This is a genomic window from Geothrix sp. (assembly GCF_020622065.1).
Taxonomy (GTDB): Bacteria; Acidobacteriota; Holophagae; order Holophagales; family Holophagaceae; genus Geothrix.
Genome location: NZ_JAHRYQ010000001.1, coordinates 751,225 through 767,596, shown reverse-complemented (window position 1 = coordinate 767,596; position 16,372 = coordinate 751,225). Strand labels below are relative to the sequence as shown.

At 68.7% G+C, this 16,372-nt stretch carries 13 protein-coding genes; 10 read left to right on the top strand and 3 right to left on the bottom strand.

The annotated features are described in order from the left end of the window. The first annotated feature begins 6 nt into the window (after window positions 1-6). The 7 genes from QZ647_RS03595 to QZ647_RS03565 all read left to right on the top strand — a co-directional run bounded on the left by QZ647_RS03595 (window position 7) and on the right by QZ647_RS03565 (window position 8,560). The gene (locus QZ647_RS03595; RefSeq protein WP_291270860.1) at window positions 7-1,200 is read left to right on the top strand and encodes a hypothetical protein; all 1,194 of its coding nucleotides are present in this window, start codon (window positions 7-9) and stop codon (window positions 1,198-1,200) included. Continuing rightward, window positions 1,197-2,324: an HlyD family efflux transporter periplasmic adaptor subunit gene (locus QZ647_RS03590; RefSeq protein WP_291270859.1), complete on the top strand. Its 1,128-nt coding sequence runs from the start codon at window positions 1,197-1,199 to the stop codon at window positions 2,322-2,324. The genes QZ647_RS03595 and QZ647_RS03590 overlap by 4 nt, the downstream gene beginning before the upstream one ends. Further along, window positions 2,317-5,394 carry an efflux RND transporter permease subunit gene (locus tag QZ647_RS03585; protein ID WP_291270858.1) on the top strand — a complete coding sequence of 1,026 codons (3,078 nt, stop codon included), beginning with the start codon at window positions 2,317-2,319 and terminating at the stop codon, window positions 5,392-5,394. Before QZ647_RS03590 ends, QZ647_RS03585 begins: the two co-directional genes overlap by 8 nt. 108 nt (window positions 5,395-5,502) lie before the next feature. After that, window positions 5,503-6,630 carry a hypothetical protein gene (locus tag QZ647_RS03580; protein ID WP_291270857.1) on the top strand — a complete coding sequence of 376 codons (1,128 nt, stop codon included), beginning with the start codon at window positions 5,503-5,505 and terminating at the stop codon, window positions 6,628-6,630. Beyond that, a complete protein-coding gene (locus tag QZ647_RS03575; protein ID WP_291270856.1) occupies window positions 6,630-7,073 on the top strand; it encodes a hypothetical protein in 444 nt (147 codons plus the stop codon). Before QZ647_RS03580 ends, QZ647_RS03575 begins: the two co-directional genes overlap by 1 nt. Before the next feature lie 8 nt (window positions 7,074-7,081). After that, window positions 7,082-7,651, top strand: a complete 570-nt coding sequence (locus QZ647_RS03570) for a hypothetical protein (protein ID WP_291270855.1) — start codon at window positions 7,082-7,084, stop codon at window positions 7,649-7,651. 63 nt (window positions 7,652-7,714) lie between these two features. After that, entirely contained in the window at window positions 7,715-8,560 is an 846-nt protein-coding gene (locus QZ647_RS03565; RefSeq protein WP_291270854.1) for a transporter, read from the top strand. Window positions 8,561-8,640: 80 nt separating this feature from the next. Here QZ647_RS03565 and QZ647_RS03560 read toward each other — a convergent pair whose 3' ends face one another. The 3 genes from QZ647_RS03560 to QZ647_RS03550 all read right to left on the bottom strand — a co-directional run bounded on the left by QZ647_RS03560 (window position 8,641) and on the right by QZ647_RS03550 (window position 12,324). Continuing rightward, on the bottom strand, window positions 8,641-9,660 hold the full coding sequence (locus tag QZ647_RS03560; RefSeq protein ID WP_291270853.1) for a hypothetical protein: 1,020 nt from the start codon (window positions 9,658-9,660) through the stop codon (window positions 8,641-8,643). Next, window positions 9,650-9,820 carry a hypothetical protein gene (locus QZ647_RS03555; protein ID WP_291270852.1) on the bottom strand — a complete coding sequence of 57 codons (171 nt, stop codon included), beginning with the start codon at window positions 9,818-9,820 and terminating at the stop codon, window positions 9,650-9,652. The genes QZ647_RS03560 and QZ647_RS03555 overlap by 11 nt, the downstream gene beginning before the upstream one ends. Window positions 9,821-9,930: 110 nt before the next feature. Then, the gene (locus QZ647_RS03550) at window positions 9,931-12,324 is read right to left on the bottom strand and encodes a TonB-dependent receptor (protein WP_291270851.1); all 2,394 of its coding nucleotides are present in this window, start codon (window positions 12,322-12,324) and stop codon (window positions 9,931-9,933) included. A gap of 152 nt (window positions 12,325-12,476) precedes the next feature. On the opposite strand from QZ647_RS03550, the gene QZ647_RS03545 reads away from it, so the two are divergent. From QZ647_RS03545 to QZ647_RS03535, 3 genes are all read left to right on the top strand, one after another. Further along, window positions 12,477-13,697, top strand: a complete 1,221-nt coding sequence (locus QZ647_RS03545) for an efflux RND transporter periplasmic adaptor subunit (protein ID WP_291270850.1) — start codon at window positions 12,477-12,479, stop codon at window positions 13,695-13,697. A gap of 103 nt (window positions 13,698-13,800) precedes the next feature. Continuing rightward, on the top strand, window positions 13,801-15,027 hold the full coding sequence (locus QZ647_RS03540; RefSeq protein ID WP_291270849.1) for an ABC transporter permease: 1,227 nt from the start codon (window positions 13,801-13,803) through the stop codon (window positions 15,025-15,027). Between the two features lie 2 nt (window positions 15,028-15,029). Then, entirely contained in the window at window positions 15,030-16,316 is a 1,287-nt protein-coding gene (locus QZ647_RS03535; RefSeq protein WP_291270848.1) for an ABC transporter permease, read from the top strand. The last annotated feature ends 56 nt before the right edge of the window (window positions 16,317-16,372 follow it).

Genomic DNA, 16,372 nt, shown 5'->3' with positions numbered 1-16,372 from the left:
GAACCCATGATCCGTGCCCTGCTTTCGGGGGCCCTGGCCTGCACGCTGACCGCGCAGACCCAGGGGCCCGTACCCACTCCTCCCCTGACTTGGGAAGCCCTGCTGGCCCGAGCAGGCTCCGACCCCTTCCAGCTGCGCCTGGAGGCGGAGCTGGCGGCCCGGCAGCGGCAGCTGGCCGCCACCGGGGGCCTGCTGCGGGAGGGCCCCACCCTCACGGCCGAAGCCGGCCGCCGCAGCGGCCCCGGCACCACCAGCACCGACAAGGTGGCCCAGGTGGACGCCCCCCTGCTGCTGGCCCCGGCTCTGCGCGCCGATGCCCGGGACGGCCTCGCCCGCGCCGAGGGCTCTCTCCCCGCCCTGGCCCGGGCCGAAGCCCGGCACCGGCTGCGGCTGGCCTACCTCGACGCCTGGCTCGCCGAGGCTCAGCTGCGCCTGCGCAGTTCGCAGCTGAACCTCACGGAGACTTGGGTGCAGGTGGCCCAGGCGCGGGTGGATTCGGGGTCGGATCCCGCCTACCAGGCCGACCTGGTGCGCGGCGACCTGCTTCGCCTCCGCGCCGAGCTGGGAGAGGCTCAGCGCCGGGCCAGCGAGGCCTGGGGCGCCCTGAGGGCCCTCGCCGACCTGCCGGCGGAGCCGCTGCCCCTGGCCGATCCGGGCCTCCCGACCCTGCCCAACCCCGAAGGCCTGGGTGAAGCCTTCCAGCGCAGCCTGGTGCGGCGCGCCCAAGCGGACCGGACCGCGGCGGACCGTTCCGCCTTCGACCTGCAGCAGGCTCTCAAAGGTTCCCGCTGGAGCCTGCGGGGCAGCCACGCGTCCGAGGGCGAGGAGCGCATCACCCGATTGGGTGTGGCCTTCCGTCTCCCCCGCCCCGGGGAACTCAGCGCCCAGAAGCGAGAGGCCTCCGCCGGCCGCGGAGCCCTCGCCCGGGAGGCCGAAGCTGCCGCCTTCCAGCTGGAGTCCCGCTTCCAGACCGCGCTGCTCCGCCTTCGTACTTTCGGCGGGATCCTGCCGCCCCGGGGCTTCGACGCCGCCCTCCGGGCCGTGGACCTGCGGCTCCAGGAGGGCAAGGAGCGCCCCTCGGATGCCCTGCTGCTGCGGCGCCAGCTGCTGGAGGCGGACAGCGCCTCGCTGCAGCGCCTGCGGGACGGCCATGCCCTCGCCGCCGAACTCGACCTGCTGACCCTTGGAGATGCCCGATGACCGCCATCCGCCCGACCGCCCGCCTCTTGCCCGTCCTGCTCACCGCGGGCGCCCTCCTGGGCCTCCAGGCCTGCAAGTCCAAGCTGCCCGCCGAGGGGGCCTCGCCCCAGTCCCGGGCGCCGGAGGCCGATGCCGTGCCCCTGAAAAGCATTCAGGAAGGACTGCGCGCAGTGGAGATCCCCGCCCCGTCCGTGCTGCAGGCATGGTTTCCCGCTGAAGCCGCCGGAGACGAGTCCGCCCGGGCCATCCTCACCGCCCCGGTGAGCGGCATCGTGGCCTCGGCTCCTGCTGCGCCGGGGCGTCCCGTGGCCAAGGGCGCGCCCCTAGTGACCCTGCGCAGTCCCGAGCTGGCCGAGCTGAAATCGAAGTGGCTCATCGCCCAGGCCCGGCTGCGCCGAGCCCAGGCGGAGCTGGCCCGGGAGCAGCGCCTCGCCGCCGCCCAGGCCGGCGCCCGGCGCGACCTGGACAACGCCGAAGCCGAACACGCCGGCGCCAGCGCCGAGGCGGAATCCGCCCGCATCGCCCTCCAGGCCCGGGGCGTCACCCCCGAACGCGCGGATGGCACTTTCGTCCTGCGCGCTCCCAGCGCCGGCACGGTATCGACCTGGAAAGCCCAACTGGGCCAGGGGGTGTCCGCCAACGAAGAGCTCGGCACCTTCCAGGCGGCTTCGGCCTCGCTGGCGGTGGTGGAGCTGTCGTCCCCGGCCCCCGGAACCTGGAAACTGGGCAGCCGCGCGGTCATCCGCGATGACCAGCGGACCTGGCAGGGCGAAGTGGTGGGGCTGCCTTCCAGCATGGGCGACATGACCCACCGCCTGACCTACCGCCTGCGCCTCTCCGGCGCTCCCCTGCCGCTGCCCGGAACGCCCCTGGAGATCCAGGTGCCGCTGGGCCAGGGCGTGCTGCTCCCGTCGTCGGCCCTCCAGCAGGTGGAGGGCGCCTGGGGCGTATTCATCCAGGAAGGTGAGCTGGCCCGGTTCCGCCCGGTGAAGCGCGGGCCCGATGCGGGCCGCGAGACCCTCGTGCTCGAAACCCTGCCCACCGGCGCCAAGGTCTTCACCGAGGGGGCCTATCTGCTCAAGTCCAAGCTGATGCGCACCAAGTCCGGAGGCGGTGATGAGTAAGAATCCCCACGCCCTGCTCACCCGCTGGTTCGCCTGGCTGCTGCCCAAGCAGGGCCTGGTCTACGGGGCCACGCTGCTGCTGGCCTGCACGGGCATCCTCACCTTCTTCAACCTCAAGCGCGACCTCATCCCCGACCTCTCCCTGCCCTCGCTCCAGCTGCTCATCCAGAGCCCTGGGCGCGCCGCGGCGGAGCTGGAGCTCACCGTGGCCCAGCCTGTGGAACAGGCCGTGGGCGGTCTGCCCGGCGTGCGGCGGGTGGTCAGCACCGTGCAGGCGGGCCTGGTGCAGGTGGTCATCGCCTTCGAGGGCGATACGGATCCCTGGCGATCCCGCCAGCTGGTGGGCGAGCGCATCTCCTCGCTCATGGGCGGATTCCCGCCCGGCACCCTGCCCCCGCTGGTGACCAGTGCCGCCGGCCGCCTGCAGGAGATCCAGGAGCTGGTGCTCACGGGCCCCGGCGTGGGCCCCATGGCGCTGCGCGACCACGCCGTGAAGGGGATCGTCCCGCGACTCCAGGCCGTTCCGGGGGTCGCCCGGGTGGAAGCCCTGGGCGGCGAGGCGAAGCAGATCCAGGTGCTGCTGCGGCCCGACCGCATGCGGCTGCAAGGCGTGCCGCTGAGCAAGGCCATGGAGGCCCTCGAGGGCAGCGACCAGGATGGCGGTGCCGGCATCCTCGAGCTGCAGGACAAGGGCTGGTTCGTCACCCTGGGCAGCGCCGCGCCCAGCCCCGACGAACTCCGGAGGCTGCCCATCCAGACCCAGCGCGGCACCGTGTACCTGGGTGAAGTGGCCGATATCCAGGTGGGCGCCGCCTTTCGCCGGGGGCTCTCCACCTACCGCGGCGTCGAGGCCGTCTCTCTGCGCGTGGTCAAGCAGCCCACGGCGGAGGCCCTGAGCACGGCGCAATCCGTGCGCGAGGCCCTGCCGGAGTTGCGCAAGGGCCTGCCCGAGGGGATGAAGCTGGAGATGTTCTATGACCAGGGCGAGTTCGTGCGTCATGCCCTCAGCGGCGTCACCCTGGCGCTGATGCTGGGCGGCGGTTTCGTGGGCCTGGTGCTCGTGGTGCTGCTGGGCAACTTCCGGGGCGCCCTGGTGGTGATCATCCTCCTGCCCCTTGCAACCCTCGGTGCGGCCCTGCCCCTCATGTGGATGGGCCTCGGCCTGAACGCCCTCACCCTCGGCGGGCTCGCCATCTCCGTGGGCCTGCTGGTGGATGCGGGGGTCATCATGGTCGAGAACCTCACCCACCGGCTGCACCAGGCTCATGCCGGCAATCCCGCCAGCCGCCGGGCCACACTGGTGGTGGCGGCCTCGGAGGTGGGCATCCCCATCCTCATCGCCGTGCTGGTGATCCTCGCGGTGTTCATCCCGCTGCTGGCCATCGGCGGCGTGGCCGGAAAGCTCTACGCCCCGCTCGCCGTGGCCGTGGGCTCCGCCATGACCCTCAGCCTCATCCTCAGCTTCACGCTGGTGCCCACGCTGGTGGAGCGTTTTCTGCCGCCAGGTACCGTGCTGGAGGAACCGCGCTTCGTCACGCGGCTGAAAGAGGTCTACCGGCCGGCGCTGACCTGGGCCCTGAGCCACGGCGCCAAGCTGCTGGCCGTGGCGGGCACCTTGACCGCCGCGAGCATCGTGCTGGCCCTGGGCCTCGGCAGCAACTTCCTGCCGAGCCTCGATGAAGGCGCCTTCATCCTCACGCCGAACTTCCCGGCGGAAACCAGCCTGGAGGCCGTGGACCAGGGCAACCAGATGCTGGGCCGGCGCATCCGCCAGGTGCCCGGCGTGAAGGACTACTACCGGCGCACGGGCCGGGGCGATGTCACCGAGGACCCCATGCCGCACTACTCCAGCGACATCCTGGTGCTGCTCCAGCCCGGGGCGGATCCGAAGAAGGTCGAGGCCGCCCTCGGCGCCCTGGCCGAGGACATGCCTTATCCCGTGGAACTCACCACGCCCATGAACATGAAGATCTCCGAAGGCCTCGGCGGCACCCCCGCCGACCTGCAGGTGAAGCTCTTCAACCCGGACATGGCGGCCCTGGAGGCCGCGGTGCCGAACCTGCGCAAGAAACTGGCGGAACTGCCCGGGGTGAAATCCGTGGCCCCTGATACCGGCGGCCCCCTGCCCAAGTGGCAGGTGAAGATCGATGACCGCGACCTGCGCCACCTCGGCGTGCCGCGCCCCCTGCTGCTCCAGACCCTGCAGGCCGCCCTCCAGGGCCTGGAAGCCGCACCCCGCTACGACGGCCCCCAGCGCATCGGCCGCGTGGTGAAGTTCCAGATCTCGGGCGACATCACCCCCGAGCGGCTGCAGCGGCTGCCCCTGGTCCTGGAGGATGGCCGGGTGCTGGAACTGGGCCAGGTGGTGACCTTCGAGGAGTCCACCACGCCGAGCATGATCCGCCGCGAATCCAGCCAGCGGCGCCTCGCCCTGAACCTGCGCACCGAGGGCGACCTGGGCGGCGCGGCCAAGCGCGTGGACGCCCTGCTGGCTTCCCATCCGCTGCCCAAGGGCACGGTGGTGAAGCTGGGCGGGCGCATCGAGGAGGCCCGGGAAACCCAGCGCCGGCTGCTCATCGCCGTCGTCGTGGCGCTGGGCATCGTGGTGGGCCTCCTGTATGTGGCCCTTGGTCGCTGGTGGGAGGTGACCGTCGTGCTGGCCACCCTGCCCAACGCCTTTGCCGGGGGGCTCTTCAGCCTCTGGCTGGCCGGAGAGACCTGGAATGTCAGCTCCATCGTCGGCATGATCGGCCTCTTTGGCGTGGCGGTGCAGAACAGCCTGGTGCTCATCACCCAGACCAAGGATCTGTACGCTTCGGGGCTCTCCCTGCGCCAGTCGGTGCTGGAGGCCAGCCTGGGCCGCGTGCGGCCCAAGCTCATGACCGCCGGGGCGGCCATCCTCGGCCTGCTGCCCATGCTGCTGGGCTTCGGGGGCAGCGAGCTGGAGCGGCCGCTCGCCATCGTGATGGTGGGGGGCCTCGTGACCTCCACCCTGTTCACGCTGCTGGTCCTTCCCGGCTTCTACGAGTGGATGGGCAAGCGCCGGGGACTGGAGGTCGCGCAGAACTAAGCGGGCCAGAACCAGGCAGGGGATGTCCAAGGCACACTCCCACCTCAACTTGCCTTTGAAAAATAAAGCCGCAAGCCAAGGGCGCCGAGATGGACATAGAGGTCACCTATGCCCTCCCGGCGCCCTTGGCACATGCTCGTCTGCGCGGCGATCTCGGTCGCCGCTTCGGCCGCGAAAGCCCAGGCGGCCCCGAACCTGCCCGTGGAACCCACCAAGCCCCCGACCTGGCGGGAATCCCTGGACGCCGGCCGGGACCGGCTCGCCGAACGCCTGTCCGGCCTCAAGCTCTCCGCCTTCGGAGATGTGCTCGCGGCGCCCGACGATCGGGGAAGGCGGAAGCTGGACTGGGGCACCTTCGAGCTGGACTTCGCCGGAGAATTCCACGACATGGTGGACGCGGCGGCCGCCGTGGTCACCACCCGCGAGGCCACCAAGCTTCCAGTGGCCTTCCTGGACTTCCACCCCTTCGGCGGCACCATCGCGCCCCGCGGCCGGCTCTGGGTGGAGAAGGGCTTCCACATCCAGGCCGGGCGCTTTGATGTGCCCTTCGGCAACGACTGGCAGTTCTTCGCCAGCAAGGACAGCGTGTCCATCTCTCGGCCGCTGACCACGGACGGCATCATGGAGGGTGGCTACAACGACATCGGCCTGCGGGTTCTCGGCAACGATGGCACGACCAACTTCAACGCCTTCGTCCTGCGTGGTTTCGGCGATGGTCGTTTGGCGGGCGGCCGCCTGGGCTTCACACCCTTCGGGAATCCCTTCTCCCTTCGGACCGTGCGGGATCCCAAGTCCCTCGAGTTCGGGGTCTCCTGCCTCTACGACACCGGCGCCGACCGGAGGAAGCAGGAGACGGCCTGGGCGGCGGATGCGGAAGGCCGGGTGGGACCCTGGTACCTGCGGGGCGAGTACCTCCTCCGGCGCCAGGAACCCGATGGGATCCACGAACGAATCACCCGCCGGGGCTGGCACCTGACGCAGGAATTCGTCTTCGCGGATCTGCCCGTGCCCACCACCCTCTTCCTGCGCTACGAGCGCATGGGCCAACGGCCGGTGGATGGCCCGCCCGGTGGAGACCATGATGTGCGCGCCGCCGCGGGACTTTCCCTCACCCTCGCCGGCATCTTCCAGCTGAAGGCTGAATGGCAGCACTTCCTCGAGGCCACCCTGACCACTCAGGACACCCCTGCCTACAGTCCCAATGTCTGGCTGGCCCAGCTGGTGGTGGTGTTCTGATGCATGGCCTCCGGCTGTCCGCCCTCTTCTGGAGCCTGGTCGCCTTCGCCCAGGCCCCCGACGACATGCCCGGGCGGATGGCACTGAAGGACCCGACCACCTGCACGCCCTGCCACCCCGGGGACGCCGCCGCACGGTGGGCCTCTCATCGCGAGCAGCCCTGCACCGCTTTTTGCCACACCTGCCACCTGGCCACGGACATGGTGAAACACCACGCGGTGGGCAGCCTCCTCCGCAAGCCCCTGAATGCGAAACTGCCGCTCACGGCCGGCCACCGCACCGCCTGTTTCACCTGCCATACCCTGGCCCAGACCCGCTATGACCGCGTCCGGTGGAAGGCCGAAAGCCTCTTCGGCCGGCTGTTCCGCCGGGAACCCCGCCAGAAAACCTACTACCTCGTCACTCGCAATGACCGCGGGCAGCTCTGCCGCGCCTGCCATTGAGGTCTGCCATGAGCCAGGGCCGTCAGCGCCGCATCGTCCTCATCGACACCCGGTTCCAGCTCCGTCTGGCTGGAGCCTTCGTCCTGCTCCAGGTGGTGCTCACGGGGACCTTCGCCTTTGGTCTTTATGTCTTCATGGACAGCGAGCTGCAGGCAGGCCTGGCTTCGGCCCACGCCGCCTACCGCTCCCTCGATCAGATGCTGCTGCCCCTGGTCCTCATCCTCGCGGGCTTCAGCCTGGCGCTCTCCACCTCCCTGGTGACGGCCTTCGTGGTGATCCTCAGCCACCGCATCGCGGGGCCCCTCTATCGGTTCCGCCTGGTCATGGAAGGCCTGGCCGAACGGCAGCTCGCACCCCACGCCCGCATCCGTCCGGACGATCAGCTGGGCGTCCTGTCCGAGGCCACGAGCCGCGCCCTGGACACTCTCCAGTCCGATCTGGCGACCCTGCGGACCGGTCTCGACCAGGCCCGGCAATCGGTGGCTGCGGGAGATCTTCCCTCGGCCGCCCGGGAGCTCGCCGATCTGGATGGAACTCTGTCGCGGTGGTCTCTCGGGGGTCCCGGCTGGCCCAAGTGATCCCGATCACTTCCTGACCTCAAGGTATTGTTTTATTAGATTTTGATACTCAATATCAAAATCATGCGACAGCCATCCTCCTCTTCCCCCGCCCTCGCCCTGGTGCTCGCCGCCGTTTTCAGCAACGCCCTTGGCGCCCAGGAACCCTCCCGCCCTACCCCCATCCAGGACAATTCCTTCCTCCTGGAAGAGGCCTACAACCAGGAAACGGGCGTCATCCAGCACATCCAGACCTTCTCCCGGCTCCAGCGCAGCGGAGATTGGGTCTACACCTTCACGGAGGAGTGGCCCTGGGGCGGCCAGCGCCATCAGCTGAGCCTCACGGCGCCGGTGCAGCGGCTGGCTTCGTCGCCCGACGGCGGCCGCCGCGGCATGGGCGACCTCGCCCTGAACTACCGCTATCAGGCGCTGGGCGATGGTTCGTCAGTCGTGGCCTTCTCGCCGCGTCTGTCCGTCCTGCTGCCCACGGGCAACCACAACCAGGGGCGCGGCAACGGGAATCCTGGCCTTCAGGTCAATCTGCCCCTCAGCGTGGTGCTCAGCGACCGGTTCGTGACCCACATGAACCTGGGCTACACCTACACGCCCCACGCCAAGGACCTGCTTGGCCACCAGGCCGACATCGGCACCACGAACATCGGCCAGAGCTTCGTCTGGCTGGCCCGGCAGGATGTCAACCTGCTCCTGGAGTTCGCCTACACCAGCGGCGAGGTGGTGGCGGGCCCAGGGGTGCGGCAGCCCACCCAGAGCGCCTTCATCTCCCCCGGCATCCGCTGGGCCCACACCTTCCCCAGCGGCCTCCAGATCGTGCCCGGCGTTGCGGTGCCCATCGGCGTGGGCGCCAGCCGCGGCGAGAAGGCCATCTTCCTCTACCTGAGCTTCGAACACCCCTTCACCAAGGGGAAGTAGGCCTTCCAACCAGACCCGAAAGGGCCGCCCCCGGGGCGGCCCTTTCGGGTCTGGAGAAGTCCAGCACGGCCGGGCCCTGGTCAGTGAAAGGACCCGCCGTCGAGCCGGCCCAGCAGGCGCTGCCATCCAAGGTGCACCAGGGGACAGGGATCCTGGGGGCTCGACAGGACCAGGACGCGCCCGCCCGCCGCGTCATAGCACTCAAGGCGGTGCCGCTCTCCAGAAGGGCTGGGTTGTGCGACGGACCAGAGGGTGTCGAGCCCCGAGGGATCGAGCGTGAGAAGGGCGCCATCCAGGTGGATCTTCCAGTCTCCGGGGCCCAGGGTCAGGTCCCCAATCGGAGACTCCAGCACCTGGGTGCAGTGACGGTTTCCGACCTGCGCGTGGACCGGCAGGCCCGAAGCCGCCAGCCCCGCGAGAACAGAAGCCAGGTCCTGCACGGTGATGAGAGAGGTGTAGAGCCCCTCCATGGCCCGGAGGGCCAGGAGGCGATCCAGGCCCAGACCCCCCAGCCGGATCTCCAGATCCCGTTCCGACCCGGCCCCGCTCCAGGCTTCGCGCAGCATCCAGATCGGGCACGCCCCCTGGGCTGCGGTGGCCGGCCCGGCGGTCGTGGGTCGGTGGCTGAGGCAATTCCAGCAGCCATGGTGGCGGCGGACCAGGGCGATGAAGGCCTCCCAGGCCTCAGGGTCCGGCAGCGTGACCTGATGGGCCAGCTCCCCCGTTTCCCCAAAGAGGAGCAGGCAGGGCGGCGTGCCGGTGAAATCCATGCTGCGGCTGAGGACCGCCACGGTGTGGCGCCAGGAACCGTCCAGCCAACGCAGGCCGTCGCCGTCTCCGAACAAGGTGGCCCCCTCCCCCACGGGCAGGACGCTCTTCACGGCCTCCCGCCGGGTGCAGGTCACGCAGGCGTTGCGGGTGGTGTAGTCCACGCGCCCCAGGGAGGGAAGGTCCAGGAGGAGGCCCTTCGCATTCCGCTGCAGGGGCATGAGCCGGACATCCTCCCGGGCATGCAGGGCCTCCAGGTCCGAGAGCCCGCCGGGTTTCGCCCCCCGATGAACCGTCTGGAACGAGGCGATCCAGTCTCCCTCACCCGGCATGCTGTACCTCCCGGGCCGAGACCGGTCCAGTGGCGGGCGATCCCCGACGATCTGCGCTGCGATCCGTCGCCGCCAGGGGTCCCCCGTCGGGCAGGGCCGTGTCCTCCGGCGCCAGGAGCAGGGTCCTGAAGGCTTCCACGGAACCCCGGACACGGATCATCGGACCTCCCCTGAACGGCAGCAGCGGACCAGGAAGGATCCCGGCGGTCGCGTCGAGATCAGATTATACAATTGAGAATAAGTCTCAATATGATTTTTATCACAACCGGGTCAGAACTTCCACTTCACCCGCGCCGCCAGGGTGCGGGGAGGGACGACATGGGTGCCGCCGAAGGTGCTGAGGAAGTTGTAGAGGCCCCGCTCGTCCGTGGCGTTCAGCAGGTCCAGGCCCAGGGCCAGGCGCCGCCGCCCGGAGATGGCCCACTCCTTCCCCAGGCTCAGGTTCCAGGTGGTGCGCGGTTTGATCCGCCAGGTACCCTCGGAATCCTTCTGGACATACCCCGCGCCGAAGGCGTAGTCGGGATTCCCGTCGACCTGGGCGGGATCGCTGGCCACCAGGCCCGAGTCGTAGCGGCCGATCACCTGCGCCGTGAGCCCCTCGTGCTCATAGGTGAGCCCCGCCTGGACGCTCAGCTTCTGGTCGTGGTCGATGAGGAAGCGCTCGCCGGCCGCGGCCTCGGGGGCCTCCAGCTGGAGGCCGCCCACCAGGGGCGCCTGGAAGATGGCCCGGGTGCGGCCCAGGCTCAGGTAGGCCGACCAGCCCTTCACGGGCACCAGGTCCAGACGCAGGTTCATGCCCCGGAAGATCCCCCGGTCGGCGCCCACCGGGAACAGCAGGCCGGTGTTGAGGAACTGGGCGTTGTCGCCCGCATTGCGGCTCTGCTTCTCCCAGTACTCCAGCATGAGGCGGCCGGCCTTGCCCAACTGCTGCTCCACGCCGTAGCTGTACGAATGCTGGCGCTCGGGCCGCAGGGGCTGCCGGGGTGTGCCCGCGTAGGGCCCCAGGTCCCAGGCCTGCTGGGACAGCGACAGGGCCAGGTTCTCGTGCTCCCGCAGGATCATCAGGCGGTCGTAGGAGGCGCGGAAGACCGTGCCCGTGGCATCCACGCGGTAGCTCAACCCCAGGCGGGGCTGCAGCAGGTTGTCGGAGAGGTCGGCCACGGTGTAGGCATCGTGGCGGAGGCCCAGCGCCAGGAAGAACGAGCCCAGGTGGATGTCGTTCTGGAGAAAGGCCGAGGTCAGCGTGGGACGCAGGCTCGCCTCGAAGCGGAACAGGTTTCCACCGCCGGCGGGGGTGTAGGGGTATAGAGGATCCGAGGGGCCCGCGGCCTGGGCATCGTCGGTGAGGGCGAAGCGGAACCGCTCGTGAAGGGGGAAGGCGATGCGCTGGAGCCCCACCTTCAGCAGGTTCTCCTGGCCCCACCGCTGCGTGAAGGACACCTGGACGCCGAGGTTGTCCAGGCTGCGATCCTGCTTCGCCCAGTACGGGACATCGCGGTGGCCGCCCGCCGTGAAGCCGTCCGCCAGGTCTTCGCTGGGCTTCAGCTCCGCCCGGGAGGCCCGGAAGAACAGGGAGGCATCCAGGCTCTGGCTCGCGCTGAACAGGTGGGCCCAGGCCAGGCTCGCATTGAAGTCCGAGGTGGCGGCGCGCTGATCCTGGCCCCGCAGCTGCTGGGAAGCCAGATTGACCACCTCGCGGTCCGTGCGGCCCCCGGACAGCGAGAAGCGGAGGGTGTCCCGGCTGCCGAGGATCCAGTCGAAGCGCGAGAAGAGCCGCCCGGTCTTCCCGTGGTTGTGCAGGTTGTCGAAGTTGACGGGGTCCAGGAACCGGTCGCTTTCGCTGGCGGCGGCACTCACGAACCAGCCGAAAGCGGCCTTCCCGCCCCGCGCATTGAACCCGGCTTCGGAAGTGTTGAAGCGCGAGACGCCGAAGGAGGCCTCGCCCTCGAACCCGTCCGGGGTGCCGAGCCCCGACTTGGTGGTGAGGTTCACCACCACCACGGGCTTGCCGCCGTACTCCGCCGAAATGCCGCCCGTGATGACCTCCATGCTCTCCACCTGGGAGGGATCCAGGCTGTTGCTGAAGGAGGCGTGCATCTGATCCGAGACGGGGATGCCATCCACCACATAGGTCATCTGCCCGTGGCTGCCCCGGAAGTGGAAGCGGCCGTTCTCGTCAGCGATGAAACCCGGCGTGGTGAGCAGGATGCTCTCCATGGCCCGGCTCTGCACGGCCGCCGGGGTGCGCTCGATGGTGGTCTTGTCGATGTCGATGTGGGTGCTGGGATGGTCCTCCACCAGCCGCAGGTTCTCCTCCACCACCACCACGGCACCCTCGGGCTTGAGGCTCACGGTCACCTGGAGGGGCAGCTGACTGTGGATGTCCACATCGAGATGGCTGGGCATCAGGCCCGTGGCCTGAGTGTCCAGGTGATAGGTGTTGAAGGGCACATTCTGGAAGGCGAAGGCTCCGCGGGCATCGCTTCGCACCCGCTGTCGGTAGCCCGACACGGGATTGGCGAGGGTCAGGCTGGCCCCCGCCACGGCTCGGCCCTGGTCATCGGCCACCCGACCCGACAGCTGGCCGCTGGTGGCCGCGGCGGCGAACGCCGGTCCGGCGGCGAGAAGGGCGAGGAGGGTGGGACCGAAACAGCGGTGCGACACGAAGGGCATCTCCTAGATGAAATTATTTTCTAATTGAAGTCCCTGTTCCGTCAATGAAAATTTTTTTCATTTATAGATCCAAGCCTGCACTAAACCCCGGAGAATTAGGCGCGAAGATTAGATGCGTTCAGCCCCTTGGGGAGGCCTTTGACATGAAGCGGAAAAAGCTGTGGATCCTCGGTGGAGGACTGGCGGTCGTCCTGATCGGCGGCCTGAGCCTCGCCGGCATGAGGGACAAGGGCATCGGCGTGCAGGTCGCCACCGTGGGCCGGGAGAACCTCCAGTCGAAAGTCAGCGCCAACGGCAAGGTCCAGGCCGTGACCAAGGCCGACATCTCCGCGAATGTCATGGGCCAAGTCACCCGGCTGGCCGTCAAGGAAGGCGACCGGGTCACCAAGGGCCAGTTCCTCATGGAAATCGACCCCCGCAGCGCCCGGGCCAATGCGGACGCCATGCAGGCCAACCTCCAGGCCACCCAGTCGGACCTGATCTCCACTACGGCGAACCTCGCCCAGGCCCGCTCCGATTTTGAGCGGGCGAAGGCCAATCGCACGGCGGGCATCATCTCGGCTGCCGACTTCGAGCGCGCCAAGACGGCCTTCGAGACAGCCCAGGCGGCCCAGGAGACCTCGCGCCGCCGCGCCGACCAGGCGAAGGCCAATGTGAACCAGTCCCATGTGGGCCTGGGGTATTCCACGATCTCCTCGCCCATGGACGGCGTGGTGACCGCCCGCCGGATCGAGCTGGGGGAGACCGCCGTCCCCGGCATCCAGAATCAGGCCGGCACCGTGCTGCTCACCGTCTCCGACATGAGCAAGGTCGAAGCGGAAATGGAAGTGGACGAAGCCTCCATCCCCAGCGTGAAGCTCGGCGAAGAAGCCCAGGTGCGCATCGACGCCTACCCCAACCAGACCTTCCAGGGGCAGGTCACGGAAGTGGGCGGCAGCCCCATCCTCAAGACCAGCGCCAACGAGGCCACCAAGTTCAAGGTGAAGGTCTGGATCAAGAATCCCCCCCTCACCATCAAGCCCGGCCTTTCGGCCCAGGCCGACATCTTCACGGGCAGCCGTGAGCAGGCCCTGACCATCCCCTTCCAGGCCCTGGTCATGCGCGAGATCAAGCTCAAGCCCGGTGAAACCCACAAGCCCGGCGCCCCCAGGGAAGAGGAAGGTGTCTTCCTGCAGGAAGGTGGCAAAGCCAAGTTCGTCCCCGTGAAGACGGGCCTCATGGGCGACCTGTCCGTGGAAGTGCTCTCCGGCCTCAAGGGCGGCGAAACGCTCATCACGGGGCCCAACCGCGCCCTCCGCGACCTGAAGGGCGGCGAGGCCGTCCGCGTGGAGAAGGCGAAGAAGAAGGAAGAGTCGAAGACCTAAACCTGATCCGGGGGAACCGCCGGCTCGCTCTGCTCGCGATGCCCCCCGAGACCCCCATCTTCTGGTCGGGCAAAGCCGGCCCATCGGTCTGACGGGACCATTCATGAACCTCACCGAACTCCTACGCTCCTCGCTGAGGGCGATCCGGGCGCACACCCTACGCAGCTTCCTCACGCTGCTGGGCGTCATCATCGGCGTGGCCACCATCGTCGCCGTGGTGGGCGTGATCTCCGGCCTGAACACCTATGTGAAGGAAAAGATCATCGTCCTGGCGCCGGATGTGTTCATCGTGCAGAAGTTCGGCATCATCCGCAGCCGGAAGGAATTCCTGGACGCGGTCAAGCGCCCGCCCATCACCTGGGCGGAGTACGAGCGCCTCTCCAGCGGCATGCTCAAGGAGGCCACCCAGGTCTCCGCCGCCACGGGCAACGCCATGCCCGTGAACTACGGCGACAAGCGCCTGCCCGATGTCATCGTCATCGGCGCCACCGCCAACTTCGGCATCCTCTTCAACCTGGAGATGGAATCCGGCCGCTACTTCAGTGAGAGCGAGAACCAGGCCGCGCAGGCCGTGGCCGTCATCGGCGCGAACACCAAAGAGGAGCTGTTTCCGCACCTGGATCCCATCGGGCGCACGATCCTCATCCGCGGCCTGCCCTTCCGCATCATCGGTGTGATGCCCAAGCAGGGGCGCAGCATCGGCTTCAACCAGGACGGGCGCATCTACCTTCCCCTCCAGGTCTACCGGAAGAACTTCATGGCGGCCAACGAGAGCCTGGAGCTGCACATCAAGGCCCGGGGCGGCGTGGAGGGGCTGGACGCCTCCATGGATGAAGTTCGGGCCATGTTCCGCGCCATGCGGCACACCAGCTTCCGCAACCCGGACCCCTTCGGCATCATCACTCAGGAGAGCCTGCAGCAGCTGTGGAAGACCATCAGCAGCGCCGCCTTCCTGCTGCTCATGCTCATCTCCAGCGTCAGCCTCGGCGTCGGCGGCATCGTGATCATGAACATCATGCTGGTGAGCGTGGTCGAGCGCACCCAGGAGATCGGCGTACGCATGGCCCTGGGGGCCAGGAAGAAGGACATCCGCCGCCAGTTCCTGCTGGAGGCCGCGCTGCTGTCAGCGGCCGGCGGCGTCATCGGCGTGCTGGTGGGCGCTGCAGGAGCCTTCACCGTCCGGGCGCTGGCGGACTTCCCGGCCCAGATCACGCCGGGCATCGTCCTGACGGGCATCCTCCTAAGCACCCTCGTGGGTCTGGCCGCAGGCTTCCTGCCCGCCTACCGCGCCTCCAACCTCGTCGTCATCGACGCCATCCGCGCGGAGTAGCCATGAATAGGCGGAAGGCGGGATTCAGGGGCATCGGCACCGAGAACATGCGGTTCGCCCTCCGCGCCATGCTGTCCCAGAAGCTGCGCAGCTTCCTCACGCTGCTGGGCATCGTGGCAGGCGTGGCCACGGTCATCGCCATGGTGAGCTTCGTCTCGGGCTTCAACGCCGCCGTCACCGACAGCTTCAGCAGCTTCGGCACCACCCTGGTGCAGTTCCAGAAATACGAGCAGCGCTTTGGCGGCGGGGGCCCCCTGCCCGAGGACCAGAAGCGGCGGCGGAACCTGACCATCGAAGACGCCGAGGCCCTCAAGCTCACGGCCACCCTGGCGGCGGCGGTCTCCCAGGAGCGCTACCTCTTCGGTCCCGCGGGCGCCGCGCTCACCATCAAGACGCCCGAAGGCACCGAGGCCAACGGCCCCACCTTCGTGGGCACCAACCCCGACTACGCCCCCGCCAACAACAGCTTCGTCCAGGACGGCCGCTTCCTCGTGGATGCGGATGTCACGCACGCGTCCCGCACCTGCGTGCTGGGCCCGGAGACGGCCTCCGCCCTCTTCGGACGAAAGGATCCCATCGGCCGCACCGTCCTCGTGAACGGGACCGCCTTCAGCGTCGTGGGCCTGCTGGAGAAGAAGGGCAGCTTTCTGGGGGGAGATGCGGACAACATCCTGATCATCCCCATCAGCACCTTCGACGACATGTTCCCCCAGATCAAGAACGGCACGGGCGACACCATTCACATCGCCACCGTGCCCAAGGATCCGAAGCGCATGTACGACATGATGGATCAGGAAGTGGCCATCCTGAGGGTCCGCCGCGGGCTGAGGGCCAACCAGCCCAATGACTTCGCCATCTTCACCAGCGAGGCGCAGCTGAAGACCTTCCAGCAGATCACCGGAGGCATCGCCGGGGCCATGATCGTCATCGCCGCCATCGCCCTGCTGGTGGGGGGCGTGGGCGTCATGAACATCATGCTGGTGAGCGTCACGGAGCGCACCCGGGAGATTGGTGTCCGCAAGGCCCTGGGCGCCACCCGCCGCGACATCGCCATGCAGTTCCTGGTGGAGGCCATCAGCCTCACCGGTGTGGGCGGGGCCGTGGGTATCGCCGCAGGGCTGGGCATCGCCATGCTCGTCCGCCTCGTCTTCGAATTTCCTGCCGCCGCCCCCCTCTGGAGCATCGTCCTAGGCTTCGGCGTGAGCACGGCCATCGGGCTGATCTTCGGATTGTGGCCCGCCCTGAAGGCCGCGAAGCAGGATCCCATCGAGGCCCTCCGCTACGAATAAGCCAAACCATCGTCCGTGGGCCAGCGCCCGGGTACTCGACTTTGTCTCACGCACGG